General features: G+C 66.6%; 9 protein-coding genes. 5 read left to right on the forward strand and 4 right to left on the reverse strand.

Annotated elements, in window-relative coordinates; all coding sequences use genetic code 11:
• Nucleotides 1-41 precede the first annotated feature (41 nt).
• Nucleotides 42-2,621 carry an AAA family ATPase gene (locus ACFXHA_RS01800; protein ID WP_379352107.1) on the reverse strand — a complete coding sequence of 860 codons (2,580 nt, stop codon included), beginning with the start codon at nt 2,619-2,621 and terminating at the stop codon, nt 42-44.
• 22 nt (nt 2,622-2,643) lie between these two features.
• Nucleotides 2,644-3,381, reverse strand: a complete 738-nt coding sequence (locus tag ACFXHA_RS01805) for an IclR family transcriptional regulator (protein ID WP_379352108.1) — start codon at nt 3,379-3,381, stop codon at nt 2,644-2,646.
• 92 nt (nt 3,382-3,473) lie between these two features.
• Between ACFXHA_RS01805 and ACFXHA_RS01810 the strand changes: the two genes are divergently transcribed.
• From ACFXHA_RS01810 to ACFXHA_RS01825, 4 genes are all read left to right on the forward strand, one after another.
• Nucleotides 3,474-4,640 carry a pyridoxal-phosphate-dependent aminotransferase family protein gene (locus ACFXHA_RS01810; RefSeq protein WP_379352109.1) on the forward strand — a complete coding sequence of 389 codons (1,167 nt, stop codon included), beginning with the start codon at nt 3,474-3,476 and terminating at the stop codon, nt 4,638-4,640.
• Between the two features lie 132 nt (nt 4,641-4,772).
• A complete protein-coding gene (locus ACFXHA_RS01815; RefSeq protein WP_379352110.1) occupies nt 4,773-6,113 on the forward strand; it encodes an MFS transporter in 1,341 nt (446 codons plus the stop codon).
• Nucleotides 6,110-9,025, forward strand: a complete 2,916-nt coding sequence (locus tag ACFXHA_RS01820) for an FAD-binding and (Fe-S)-binding domain-containing protein (RefSeq protein ID WP_379352111.1) — start codon at nt 6,110-6,112, stop codon at nt 9,023-9,025. The genes ACFXHA_RS01815 and ACFXHA_RS01820 overlap by 4 nt, the downstream gene beginning before the upstream one ends.
• Nucleotides 9,026-9,096: 71 nt before the next feature.
• A complete protein-coding gene (locus ACFXHA_RS01825) occupies nt 9,097-10,110 on the forward strand; it encodes an alpha/beta hydrolase (RefSeq protein WP_379352112.1) in 1,014 nt (337 codons plus the stop codon).
• Here the strand turns inward: ACFXHA_RS01825 and ACFXHA_RS01830 are convergent.
• A complete protein-coding gene (locus ACFXHA_RS01830; protein ID WP_379353405.1) occupies nt 10,066-11,346 on the reverse strand; it encodes a glycosyltransferase 87 family protein in 1,281 nt (426 codons plus the stop codon). The genes ACFXHA_RS01825 and ACFXHA_RS01830 overlap by 45 nt on opposite strands.
• A 176-nt stretch (nt 11,347-11,522) precedes the next feature.
• On the opposite strand from ACFXHA_RS01830, the gene ACFXHA_RS01835 reads away from it, so the two are divergent.
• Nucleotides 11,523-12,173 carry a hypothetical protein gene (locus ACFXHA_RS01835; protein ID WP_379352113.1) on the forward strand — a complete coding sequence of 217 codons (651 nt, stop codon included), beginning with the start codon at nt 11,523-11,525 and terminating at the stop codon, nt 12,171-12,173.
• Nucleotides 12,174-12,177: 4 nt separating this feature from the next.
• Here the strand turns inward: ACFXHA_RS01835 and ACFXHA_RS01840 are convergent, their stop codons facing one another.
• Entirely contained in the window at nt 12,178-13,830 is a 1,653-nt protein-coding gene (locus tag ACFXHA_RS01840; protein ID WP_379352114.1) for a sulfatase-like hydrolase/transferase, read from the reverse strand.
• Between the last annotated feature and the right edge of the window lies 1 nt (nt 13,831).

The following is a 13,831-nucleotide window of genomic DNA, read 5'->3' on the forward strand; positions in this document are numbered from 1 at the left end:
ACCAAGTCGCACAATGCTTTTCAGAATTCATAAAGGACAATTCAGTCAAACCGATGAGATGCGCGATAGCGATGCCCTTCAACGGTGCGCACCGAAAGATTCAACCGGTCGGCGATTTCCCGGCTGGTCATCCCCTGAGCAACGAGGGCCAGCACCTCACGTTCACGGATGGTCCGGGGCGCGTGTTCGGCGATAGCCCGCAGAGCCGGGGTGGTGACGTCACCGCAAGCAGCGGCCAGGTGGTGCGCACGTTCCATAGCCGTCATCGCCGAGCCACGGAGCCCACGGTCGCGGTAGCCGGCCACGGCCTGCGCGGCAGCGTCAGCGGCGGCCAGCAGCTCACCGAGCTGCTCCAGAGCCGTTGCGGCGGAACATAATCGGTCCGGATCGTCGGCGGCGAAAGCGCTCGCATGTGCGGCGATCGCCTTGACGCGCGGTCCGGTCATCAGCGTCGCGAGTTCGGCAATGCGGGGCGCGGCGGCCGGATCCCCGAAGCGGATCGCGGTGTGCAGGTATGTCAGTTCCAGCCCGTTCGCGCCGATGGTGGCGGCTTGCTTCGCTGCCCGGCGGGCCAGGGTGATGGATTCGGTGACAATGCCCTGGCCGGCGGCCACCCAGGCGCGGGCCAGGGTCGCCTGGGAGTCGAAGAGACCGAACGGGTTCGAGACGGCCTCGAAGTCGGTCAGTCGCCGCAGCGCCTCCTCGGTGTTCCCGGTCTGGGCCAGTGCCGTGATCAAGTCGATGTAGGCCACGATGACTCCGAACCGGTTGTAACCGTATTCGGTCGAACCGATGAGGGTGCGGTGCGTGGCGTCGACCGCTCGGTGGGCGTGGCCGCGGACCAGGTCGACGCTGCCGGTCAGGGTGGTGCCGTATTTGCTCAGCACCAGCGGTAGTTCGGCTGTCCGGGAGTGCATTTCGGTCGCGATGGCGTCGGCTCGCGGCAGCAGGCCGACCGCGAGCAGGGCACGCACGCTCACCCAGCCGAACAGGTAGGCCAAGGGGGCGGCGTCGGTGGATCGTTCCAGCAGCCGGTGACCGCGGTCGATGGTGGCGACGACGGCGTCGAGGTGCCCGAGCGAACCGTACGCGGTGAGGAGCGCGCACAGTGCGGTCATGGCACCGAAATCGGAGAGGCGGGGTGCGGCGAGCACCGCGGTCGCCCGGTCGATCCCGGCCTGGGTCTGTTCACCGTTCAGGACCGCGCTCAAAGTGTCGAAAGCATCAATGGGCCAGTGGTATTCGAGGGCGAGGAGGGTGCGTGCCGCCTGGCGGACCGCCTCGGACCGTTCGCGGTCGCCCGCACCGAACAGCAGGTTGCCCGCACGGTGGATGGTGAGATCGGCCGACTGTGCCGCCGTGATGGCGGTGCCGGGGCCGTATTCGAGGTTCGCGAACAGGGATTCGACATCGTCGGGTGTTCCGACCAGGTGAATCGCGAATAATTCCAGCAGCAGTGCGTGATAGCCGCCGCCCGCCTCGCGCGCGGCTCGAGCCAGTCGCTCCGCCACGTCGGCGTCGAGTAGCTGCATGGCCGCACCGGCCGCCGTGGTGAACAACTCGATGTCCGGCGGCAGGTCCGAGTCCAGGATCAGCAGCGCCCGTCGCACCAGGGCGGTCGGTTCGTCGGATGGCTGTGCGCCCAGCGCTGTCGCGATCCGGCCGCGCAGTCGACGCAGCCGGGCCGGATTGGCCAGGGTGCGGCGGGCTTCCCCGTACAGCGGATGGTCGAGACGGGCCAGCCGTTGCCGAGCATCGTGGTCGACGCGGAGCAGGCCGCGACTCATCGCCTGCTCGAGCGCTTCCTCTTCCACCAGCGCAGCCAGCAGTTCGATGTCGAGGGGTTCGCCGACCGCGAGGACGTCCACCACCTCTCGAAGTTCCGTCGACAGCGCACCCATGCGGGTTTCGATCAGCTCGCGCAGCGTCCCCGAGACCGCGGATCCACCGGACCAGGACCACAGATCGTCGCGTCGAGCCAATCGGCCCGCGTCACGTTCCTGGTCGACGAGGTGCCGCAGGTACAGCACGTTGCCGCGTGTCAGATTCCAGAGTTGTTGTGCCGCATCGGGATCCACCCTGCCACCGAGAACGCGGGTGAGCAGCAGGTCCGAATCCGGACGCGGGAGCGGATGCAGGTCGAGGCGGTCGAGGTGATCATTCTTCCAGAGCGCGGTGACCGCGTCCGGCGCAGGTTCACCGGTCCGCGCGGTGAGCACCACCTTGGCCAGTCGACGAGACACCAGCTGCTGCAGCACCAGCGCGGAGAGCTCGTCGATCAGGTGTACGTCATCGATGGCCACCACGACGGTGTGACCGGACGGCGACCCCGAGAGCACGCGCACGACATCGTGCACCCGGCGCATAGGGTCGGCGATCTCGGGACTGGCCCATTCCACGAATACCCCGAGCGGGAGCGCCCGTGCCGAGGCCGAAGCGGCGGCCGCGCGGACGGTACATCGAGATGGCAGCCCCGCCAACGCTTCTCGCGCCAGTCGACTCTTCCCCACCCCGGGCGGGCCCGTCAGTAAGATACCCGCCGAATCGGACCTGTCCTGTACCGCCTTGCCGATCCTGTCGAGCTCGGCGGCGCGGCCGGTCATCGGCCACACGTTCACCATTCGCTGATGGTAAAGCCGTCGGCTACCCCAAACGTGCGGAGAGCGTCTTCGCGGCGGCATTGACCGCCGCACCGAATTCGGGTTCGGTTTCGGGGGTCAGGCGGCCGATGGGGAGGTTGACGCTGAGGCTGGCGATCGGCCGGCCGTCCGGGGACAGGACAACGGCTGCTACTGCGCCGACGTCGGAGCGCCATTCGCCGCGGTTGACGGCGAAGCCTTGGGTGCGGACGAGATCCAGTTCGGCGCAGAGGGTTTGGGGGTCGGTGATGGTGGTGTCGGTGTAGCGGGGGAGGTCGTCGAGGAGTAGGTGACGGAGGGTTTCGAGGGGGGTGTGGGCCAGGACGGCCTTGCCGTTGGCGGAGGCGTGGAGGGGGAGGGCGTGGCCCAGGGCCATGCTGGTCCGGACCGGTTTATCCGTTTCCAGGCGTTCGATGAGGACCATCTTGCCGTTCTCCGGAATGGTGAGGTGGATGGTCTCGCCGGTGAGGCGGCGCAGGTCCTCGAGGACGGGCAAGGCCGTGCCGCGCAGGCCGAGGTCGCCGCCCGCACTGCCGCCCACCGCAAGGGCTTTCGTGGTGATGACCCAGCGGGTGACCTCTCCGGCGGCGGGGCGAATCCAGCCTGCCTCGTCGAGGGTGACGAGGGCGCGTTGCACCGTGCTCTTCGGGAGGTCGAGTACGCGGGCCAGTTCACCGACGCCGATGGGCTGCCGAGCGGCCACTTCCTCCAGAACCCGCAAGGTGTTCAAGACATTTCGCAAGGTATTGACTCCTTCGTGGCGCATCCCTACCCTTGCTGCACCTTTTCACGGCACAGTGTGCCATATCACGGCACAGGACGGAAGTTCCAGCTATGACAGCCCACAGCGGACGGCATTTCCTGCAGATTCCCGGCCCGACGAATGTCCCGGATCGAATCCTGCGGGCCATCGCACAACCGACCATGGATCACCGGGGGCCCGACTTCGCCGATCTGACAAAGGATCTGCTGCAACGGCTGGAGCCGGTGTTCGGCACCAGCGGGCCGATCGTCATCTACCCGTCCTCGGGGACCGCCGCGTGGGAGGCGGCGCTGGTGAACACGCTCTCGCCCGGCGATCGCGTACTCGCCTTCGAGACAGGGCATTTCGCCACGCTGTGGCGGCAGATGGCCGAACGCCTCGGCCTCGAAGTGGAATTCGTACCCGGTGATTGGCGGCACGGCGCGGACCCGGCGGCGGTGGCCGAAGTACTCACCGCCGATACCGCACACCGCATTTCGGCGGTCATGGTGGTGCACAACGAGACCTCCACCGGCGTCACCAGCCGCATCCCGGAGATCCGCGCGGCCATCGACGCGGCCGAGCATCCCGCACTGCTGTTCGTCGACACCATCTCCTCGCTCGGATCCATCGACTACCGGCACGAGGAGTGGGGTGTCGATGTGACTGTGGGCTGCTCGCAGAAGGGACTCATGCTCCCGCCCGGATTGGGCTTCAATGCCATCAGCGAGAAGGCGCTGACCGCCTCGCGCACGGCCCGCCTGCCGCGCTCCTACTTCGAATGGTCGGCGATCCTCGACGCCAACGAGCACGGATTCTTCCCCTACACCCCCGCCACCAACCTGCTCTACGGCCTGCGTGAAGCCTGCCTCATGCTCGAAGAGGAAGGTCTGGCAAACGTTTTCGCACGCCACGACCGTTTCGCGATGGCTACCCGGGCGGCGGTACGCGGCTGGGGCCTCGAGGTGCTGTGTGCTGATCCCCGCGAATACTCCAGCTCGCTGACCGCCGTACTGGTCGGCGGCGCGCACGATGCCGACAAGGTGCGCCGCATCATTCTCGAACGCTTCGACATGTCGCTGGGTACGGGCCTGGGCAAGCTGGCGGGCCGCGTGTTCCGGATCGGGCATCTGGGCGATCTCAACGATCTGACCTTGGCCGGGACACTGTCCGGGGTTCAGATGGGCCTGGAACTGGCCGGCGTCACCGTTGATCCGGGCGGGCTGCAGGATGCCCTCGCGGTACTGCGCGGCGAGTGAATTCTCCTCCGCGGCAATTCTTTTCTTTCTTCATCTTTCATTCGCTCCCCGCTGGGCGGCCGGAGGTACCGGCCCGCAGATCTCGTTGCGCAGATGCTCCGCTCCGAGCGATATCCTACGAGGAGGTAGGTCGTGATCGAGCGGACTTCCCCTGTCCGACGTCTGTCCCATATGAAGCGCTGGACCTATATTTTGCCGGTCGTCGTCTTCATCTACGTCATCTGTTATATCGACCGCACCAATATCAGTTTCGCACTGCCACACCTGAAAACGGATATGCATCTCACCGGTGCACAGCAGGGACTGGCCAGCGGGATCTTCTTCTGGGGTTATCTGCTGTTGCAGATTCCCGGCGGGTACATCGCCGAACGCTGGAGCGCCCGGCAGTGGATCGCCATCCTCATGGTCCTGTGGAGTATCGCGGCCATGGCCTCGGGTTTCACCAATTCGGTCGGACAGTTGCTGCTGGCGCGGTTCCTGCTCGGAGTGGCCGAGGGCGGCGTGCAGCCGGCGTTGATGACCACCATTCGCGCCTGGTTCCCGTTCGCCGAAAGAAGCCGGGCCTTCGCGATATTCAAGCTGTATACCCCGATCGCGGCGATTGTCGCGGCACCGTTCTCGGGCGTCATCCTCACCTATTTCGACTGGCGGTGGATGTTCATCATTCAGGGTGGCGCGCCGCTGATCGTGGGGCTCATCGCGTGGCTGGCGATCGTGCGCGATACCCCGGCCAAGGCGGGCTGGCTCTCGCAGACCGAACGCGACTACATCGAGAACGCCCGTATCCAGGAGGGCGAGCAGCTGCAGTCGCGGGGAACGTTCAAGGCGGCGTTCACTTCTCGGATCGTGTGGCAGTTCGCGCTGATCTACACGCTCACGCAGATGGGGTTGCTCGGCTTGACGTTGTGGATGCCGAGCGTGTTGAAGAAGGCGTTCCATACCGATCTGAAGGTCGGGTTGGTCGCGATGCTGCCGCAGCTCGCGGCGGGTGCGGCCATCATCCTGGTGGGTCGTTCCGCCGATCGCCGGGGCGGGCATGTCGCGCACATGTCGGTGGTGCTCGGTTCGGCGGCGTTGATCCTGGCGGGCGCGAGTCTGGTGTCGGCGGAACAGAAATGGATCGTGCTGCTGGCGATGATCTTCGGCACGGCGGCCTCCATCGCCTGGTACGGGCCCTTCTGGGCGACGGTCACCAAGCTGACGCCGGTGGCCGCGGCAGGTGCGGGCATGGGATTGATCAATGGCGTAGGCAATCTGGGGAGCTTCTTCGGACCGTATATCGGCGGCTGGCTCAGTGACCTCAGCGGCGGTGGGTACGCACTCACACAGGTCTTCTTCGGGATCGTCTTCGGCATCGCAGCGCTGCTGGTGCTCACGCTGCGCAAGCAACTGCGGGTGGCGACCCAAGGCGAGCCGGTCGCGGCGCAGGCACCGATGCAGCCGATCACCGTGGACAACAAGGACTTTCAATGACAAGAACATTGACGATGGCGGACCGGCTCGAGGAAGCCCTACGCACGGTCATGGAGGGCGAGATCGCCTTCGACGATTACAGCAGGCATCTGTTCTCCCGCGACGCGAGCATGTACGCGATCACCCCCCTGGGCGTGGCGTTTCCACGGCACGCCGAGGATGTCGCGGCCGCGGTCGAGGTCGCCGCCGAGCTCGGGGTGCCGGTGGTGGCCCGAGGTGCGGGGACGAGTCTCGCCGGGCAGACCGTGGGACCCGGCCTGGTGCTGGACATGTCGCGGCATATGAATCGGATCATCGTCGATGCCGAGAGCCGCACCGCGCTCGTCGAGGCCGGCGTCGTGCAGGATCAGCTCAACAAGGCCGCGGCCGTGCACGGGCTGATGTTCGGCCCCGATACCTCGACCAGCAACCGGGCCACCATCGGCGGGATGATCGGAAACAATTCCGCCGGAAGCGGTTCGCTGACCTTCGGCATGACCATCGATCATGTGCGGGCGCTCGATGTGGTGCTCGCGGACGGGTCACGGGCGCGCTTGGAGCCGGTCGACGACACCGAACGACAGCGGCGGGCGGCGGCGGACACCCTGGAAGGCCGGATCTATCGGGAACTGCCGAAGCTGGTCATCGATAACGAGCCGGCCATCCGGTCCGGGATGCCGCTGTTCTGGCGGCGGGCGGGCGGCTACCGGCTCGATCGGCTGGTCGGGTTCGGCAGGAACCTGCCGTTCGATCTGGCCAAGTTCGTGGTCGGGGCCGAGGGCACGCTGGTGATCGCGACCCACGCGCTGGTGGATCTGGTGCCCAAACCCGCGTACACCGTTTATGCCGTCGGGCATTTCGACGATACGCACAGCGCCATCGCGGCCACGACGGACGCGCTGAGCTGCGATCCGCATCAGGTCGAGTTGATGGATCGCACGATTCTCGAACTGTCCCGGCAGAAGATCGAATACGCGGAGCTGGGCAATATCCTGGTCGGCGATCCGGGCGCGCTGCTGTTCGTGTCCTTCAGCGGGGACAACGAGGCGGCGCTGGTCACGAAACTCGAAGAGCTCGAGGCACGCTGGCGGCGCGGCGGGCACGGGTATCACATCCTGCGCGCGGTGACGCCCGCCGACCAGCGGGCGCTGCTCAAGGTCCGCAAGTCCAGTCTCGGGCTGCTCATGGCCGCCGGTGAGGGCACCCGCCGGCCGCTGGCATTCGTCGAGGACACGGCGGTCGACCCGGTGCATCTGGCCGCATACACCAAGCGGTTCAAGGAGATTCTCGACGAGCACCAACTGGAGGCGGGGTTCTACGGGCACTGCTCGGTGGGCTGCCTGCACATCCGGCCGTTCGTGGACCTCACCGATCCGCAGCAGGTGGTGAAGATGCGGACGGTCGCCGAGGCGGTCAAGGATCTGGTTGCCGAATACGGCGGCGTCAACTCCAGCGAGCACGGTGACGGGCTGGCGCGCAGCGAGTTCAACCGGGAAATCTTCGGCGACGAACTCTACGAGGCGATGCGAAAGGTCAAGCGGCTCTTCGATCCCGCCGGAATCATGAATCCCGGCAAGATCGTCGACGCGCCGTCCATGACCGATAACCTGCGCGACCGCGACGCACTGCCGCCCGCCCCGGCACTGCGGACCACCTTGAAATTCGAGGTCGTCGGCGGAATGCGGGGTGCGGCCGACCGGTGCATGAACATCGGGTTGTGCCGCAAGGCCGGGCCGGGGGTGATGTGCCCGTCCTATATCGCGACCCGCGAGGAGGAGCACGCCACCCGCGGCCGGGCCAACGCCTTGGTGAAGGCGCTGTCGGAACCGGATCCGCATGCGGCGCTGGGCGATGAACGCCTGCACGAGATCCTCGATCTGTGCCTGATGTGCAAGGCGTGCAAGAGCGAATGCCCGATGAGCGTGGATATGGCGTCACTGAAGGCCGAGGCGCTCGCGCATCACCACGAGATTCACGGAACACCGCTGCGGTCAAGGCTTTTCGGGTCGATCCGGATGCTCAACCGGCTCGGGTCGGCGACCGCGCCGCTGTCGAACGCGCCCGGCCGGATCTGGCTGCTACGGCGGCTACTGGACCGGACCCTCGGTATCGCGGCGGCTCGCCCGCTGCCGGTCTTCCAGCGGGTCAACCTGATTCGCTGGTTCGGTCGCCGCGATACGGTCGGGCTGCCCGCACCGCTGGGCACGGTGAACTGGCTCGCCGACTCGTTCACCACCTTCACCGAACCGCATATCGGCCAGGCTGCCATCGAACTGCTGGAACGGGCGGGCTGGCACGTGGAACTGGCCACCGGCGGCTGCTGCGGACGCTCGAGCATGTCGAAGGGGCTGCTCGACGATGCCCGCAAAAAGGCCGCGACACTGGTGGATTCGCTGAACGAGACCACCGTGCCCGGGTCACCGATCGTGGGTTGCGAGCCATCGTGCCTGTTCATGTTGCGTGACGAGAACACCGCACTGCTGCCAGACACCTGGGCGGCGACCGCCGTGGCCGCCCGTGTACAGCAGGTGGAGGAACTGCTGGTCGAGGCCATCGACGCCGGGCGACTACGGCTGCGCACGGATTCACCGTTCGCGGGTCGCCGCATCGTCTTCCACGGCCACTGCCATCAGAAGGCCGAAGTGGGCACCGCGGCCACCATGGCGCTGCTGCGCCGGATTCCGGGTGCCGTGGTCGAGGAGATCGACTCCGGCTGCTGCGGTATGGCCGGATCCTTCGGCTTCGAATCCGAGCACTACGACATGTCACTCGCGATCGGCGAAGACCGGCTGTTCCCGGCCCTGGCCGCCGAACCCGCCGACACGGTGGTGGCCGCGACCGGGGTCTCGTGCCGACAGCAGATCTTCCATGGTGCCGGGCGCACGGCGTGGCATCCGGTCGAACTGATCCGGGAGGCGCTGGCCGACGGTTAGGCCGGCTGCGATTGGGTCATGACTCGGCGAAAACTCGTGAATCGGACCGACTATCGTGCTCCATTTGATTGATGACGGTCAGGATTTTGCGAGACACGATCCGGACGACGGTGGGGGTGATGCTGTGCGCACTGGCCAGTATCACCGCACCCGTGGCGCTGGCCGACGGTCCGCCCCTCGATCAGGTCGCGCACCTCGATCACGTCACCCGGGTGGACGCGAATCAGTTGACCATCGGCGTCTATTCGGCGGCCATGGACCGCGTCATCGAGCAGGACGTCCTGATTCCCGACGGCGGCAGTGCGAGCCGCCCGACCGCTTACCTGCTGGTCGGGGCGGCCCGCGACGATGAGATCGTCTGGCAGACAATGACCGATCTCCCGACCTTCGCCCCGGGCACCGGCGTCAATGTCGTCATTCCGCACGGTGGAGAGTCCACCTATTACACCGATTGGCAACGCGACGACCCCGTGCTCGGGCGCAATAAATGGGCCACCTATCTGACCTCCGAACTACCGCCCATCATGGATGCGGCGCTGCATGCCTCGGGACGCAATGCGATTGTCGGGCTGTCGATGTCGAGCACGGCGGCACTCGCGCTCGCCGAGGCGGCACCCTCGCTGTATCAGGCGGTCGGGGCATTCAGTGGCTGCGCGGAAACCAGCAGGCTGCCCGGGCAGGCGTACGTCTACGTGGTCACCGATATCCACGGCGGCGGCAATATCGAGAACATGTGGGGCCCCATCGGCTCGCCCGCGTGGGCCGAGCACGACCCCTACCTACACGCCGATCTGCTACGCGGTCACACCCTCTACATCGCGAGCGGCACCGGATTCCCCGGCAGCTACGACACACTCGGCGACTACCGCATCGACGGCAGCGTGCCCACCCTGCTGAACCAGCTCGTCTCGGGCGGCGCGATCGAGGCCGCGGCCGGCGACTGCACCCGCCACCTCGCGTCCCGCCTCGCCGACCTCGGCATCCCCGCCACCTATCGCTCGTACCCGGGCACGCACTCGTGGGGCTACTGGCAGGACGATCTACACGAATTCTGGCCCGCGATGGCTGCGGCCATCGGAGCCTGAACCGCGCAGCCGGATCGCGATCGCGGCGAAGAGGGCGAGGGTCAGCCAGATATAGGCGTTGTGGTCCAGGACCGCGAGATGTCCCTGGTTCGGAAAGTCGAAGACGCTGCCGTAGTGCAGGTCGAAGAGGTCCATGACACCGCCGGAGCTGACCGCGGCGACGATCAGGAGACCGGCGATCGTCAACGGATCGCGGTGGCGAATTGTCAGGTGGGCCAGGTAGATCAGCAGGGGAGCCAGCCACACCCAGTGGTGGATCCAGCTGTAGGGGGAGATCACGGTGCTGGTCAGGCCGCACAGGGTGACGGCGGCCAACTCGTGCCCGAGGACCCACAGCCGACGCGCAAGCAACAGGCAGACCACGGCGATCGCGATCGCGGCCAGCAGCCACAGGAGCTGGAAGCCCGTGCCCGCCCCGAGGGTGCGGGCGATCATGCCGCGCAGGGATTCGTTCTGCGGATTCTCCGGGACGCCGACTCGGGTGGGGTCGGCGAACGCGCCGCTCCAGAACGTCAGCGAATCCTTGGGCAGCACAGCCAGACCCACGACCATGGTCGCGGCCAGCGCGCCGATCGCGGTGGCGGCGGCCCGGAATCGGCGTGTCACCAGCAGGTACAGCACGAAGAACACCGGTGTCAGCTTGATTCCGGCCGCGATGCCGGTCAGCGCGCCCTTCCAGCGTGAGGAGTCCGGCAGCGCCATATCGGCCAGCACCAGCAGGAGCAGCAGGATATTGACCTGGCCGAAGCCCTCGGTCTCGCGAATCGGCTCGCACAGCAACAGCATTGCCGCGATCGACGGGCCCATGAGCAGCAGGCGGCGGTCGTGGCGATACCCGAGCACCGACAGTGCCGCCCACACGGCTCCGGTGAGCAGCGCGAAGTTCACCAGCCCGCCGACCCAGGTGAACACTGCGCCGTGCATCCACGCCAGCGGCAGGAACATCAGCGCGGCGAAGGGCGTGTACACGAATTCGAAGACGCCGCGCGTGTGGCCGCGCAGGGGACTGTCGTAAACCGAGACCCCGTGCGCCACCCGATCACCCGCGACCTGATACGCGCCCAGGTCGACCAGGTGCATCATCATGCGCGGCGCGGCGGCCACCTGGCCGATGTAGTACCAGCCCGCCAGTGCGCCCAGCACCGCGACCGCCCACACCACCGGCAGGGGGATCCAACGCCGCGGCGGCGCACTCTGATTCGTGACCGATATCTGACCGAGTGCCGTCGCCGGCATGCTCACCCCCACACATTGGGCTTCCCGACTGCCCGCCCCACCGTAGTGACCACACCATTCGATTGCCACTCCTACGCGTGCCGCGAACCGACCGGTCACGGGGTTACCGTCATCGATCATGTTGTCGCACAATGGTTTTCAAGTGTTCGATCATCGACGCGGGCACAATGACGACAATGTACGACTACCATCTCGACTGGAAGTACGCGGCCGCTCCCGACAAGCGTCCGCGACCGCAACCCTGTGGATACCTGGTTGGCTTACAGGCCGACTCGACCACACTCAGCCCGGACCTCACCACTCCGGCCACCTTCACCGGCACGCCGCAGTATCCGGGCATCGGGAAGGCATACGACCCCGCCAACCAGCAGATGCATGTCTGCGGACTCATCGAGGGCCTGCGCTGGGACGGCGGCCTCGAATCGCCGATGCAGGTTAGCTTCTTCGTGAGCGACACCAGTCAGATGATGCTGCAGAGCGAACTGCTGCGTGGCCGGCCGATCACGATCCTGGACTTCAAGTTCTGGATCGTCGGCTACGAATATCCGGCGCAATCCGGCAAACCGGGCGTCTGGTACGAGGTCGCGTACCCGATCGGCCCGACCGGCCGGGGTGCCCCGGGATCCGTGCACGGCCCGATCACCTCCACCGGGGCCACCCTCGACTTCGAGGTCTCCGATATCCCCACACCGATCGAGCCCACCGGCGTGAAGATGTTCGCCTGCACCATGCGCATGGCACCCGAGCCGAACCAGTCCTTCACGCTGTTCCAGGCGACCTCACCGACCAACAAGCAGGTCCTGCCCTGGGGCATCCACGTCGGGTGACGAGCTACTTCGCGCCCACCCCGTCCGCCAGGAAATCGCCGAGCTGTTCACCGAACGGCTTGGCGATCTCGGCCTGATAGTCGTCCCAGCCCTGCTGCTGGGCCTGGCGCAGCGAATCCGGTAGCGCCTGATGCAATTCGGCATCGACCGCAGCATCGTGCAGGCGGCTCATCCGGTCGTGCAGATCGCCACCGGCCGCCGCGATATTGTCCAGTTCCAGCGCGCCGTCGCGGGTCGAATAGTCGTAGAGTTCGAATTCCTCCTGCTCGGCGGCATCGATCCGAGCCGAACCGGGCACCCAGTGCGAATAGCGCACGTACTTCGCGTCCGGAGTGCGGAGCGCGATCAGGTGGCCGGGAGCATCGGCATTGAAGCGGACCGCAGCCTCTTCGATGGAGTGCTCGTCGGTGGTGTGCAGAATCCACGGGCGGCCAGGAGCATTCGAGTCGCGTGCGATCGCGGCGATATCGTGCCGCCCGGCCAGATGCGAGTAGCGGTCACCACTGCGCCAGGTATTGCCGCCGGTTGCAAGGGTGAGCAGCAACGGGGTCATATCCACGCTGGAAGTCATCTGATCGCGGGTACCGGGCGCGGGCGTGACGTTTCCACGCGGGTCGTGGATGTAGAGCGGGACGCGGATCGCCTCGTCGTAGGCCGCGCCACCCTTGCCGTGCAGTCCGTGCGAGCCCGCGTAATCGCCGTGATCGGAGGTGAACACCACCACGGTGTTGGCAGCGACGTCCGGATGCGACGCCAAAGTGTCGAGGACCCGGCCGATCTGGATATCCACCTGCTGCTGGAACCACAGGTAGAGGTTGCGCATGTCGATCCACTCGCGATCGGCCGCGGGCGTGCCGTAGGGGGCCAGGCCGAAGGTCAGCGCCGACACCTGTACCAGCGCGGTCTGCAGTTTCGGCTTGCGCGCGAGCTGTTCGAGGGTCTCGTGATTGCCGGGTAGGTCGTCGATCCAACGCGGAATGTCATTGACTGCCATCGTGCGTCGAGTGAAACGCGGCCACCACTGGATATCGTGCGGATTCACCAGCGACACCGTCGTGCACCACGGGCCCTGCGCCGCATCCGAATCCAGCCAGCCCACGAACTGGTCCACGATCCGGCCGTCCATCTGCAGCCCCTGCTCGGGTGCGCCGTTGGGCGACGGGTAGGTGCCGCCGTCGAAACCGAAGCGATCCAGTCCGCCCGGGGTGGTGTCGGCGTAGTGACCCAGATGCCATTTGCCCCACCAGCTGGTGCGGTAGCCCTCCTCGCGCAGCAGGGTGCCCCAGGTCGGGAAGCCCTCCGCGAGTTGCGAAGTCGAGGTCGACAGGCAGCCGGTCTGATGGGAGTACAGCCCGGTCAGCAGGGTGCCGCGCGAGGGGGTGCAGTCGTTGGCGGCGGTGTAGTGCTGTTCGAAGGACACCGACTTGCGCCGCAGCGCCGCGATATTCGGCAGGATCGTGTCCAGCACGTCCTGCTGCGGAAACCAGACCGGAGCCCGCATCTCGTCGACGATCACGACGAGAATGTTGGGCTTGTCCGGGTGGGTATCCATGCGCGACAGGGGAGAGGCACCGGCCTTACCGGTCGCCATGGCGGCCGTGGCCGCCGTGGCCGCCAGCGCGCCGCTGCCGAAGAATCCGCGTCTGCTGATCGACACG

This window comes from Nocardia sp. NPDC059240, assembly GCF_042753865.1.
In the GTDB taxonomy this organism is placed as follows: domain Bacteria; phylum Actinomycetota; class Actinomycetes; order Mycobacteriales; family Mycobacteriaceae; genus Nocardia.

Coding starts and splice junctions, on each gene's coding strand:
- ACFXHA_RS01800 (WP_379352107.1), bottom strand. CDS start 2,621: ATGGTGAACGTGTGGCCGATGACCGGCCGCGCCGCCGAGCTCGACAGG.
- ACFXHA_RS01810 (WP_379352109.1), top strand. CDS start 3,474: ATGACAGCCCACAGCGGACGGCATTTCCTGCAGATTCCCGGCCCGACG.
- ACFXHA_RS01820 (WP_379352111.1), top strand. CDS start 6,110: ATGACAAGAACATTGACGATGGCGGACCGGCTCGAGGAAGCCCTACGC.
- ACFXHA_RS01825 (WP_379352112.1), top strand. CDS start 9,097: ATGACGGTCAGGATTTTGCGAGACACGATCCGGACGACGGTGGGGGTG.
- ACFXHA_RS01830 (WP_379353405.1), bottom strand. CDS start 11,346: ATGCCGGCGACGGCACTCGGTCAGATATCGGTCACGAATCAGAGTGCG.
- ACFXHA_RS01835 (WP_379352113.1), top strand. CDS start 11,523: ATGTACGACTACCATCTCGACTGGAAGTACGCGGCCGCTCCCGACAAG.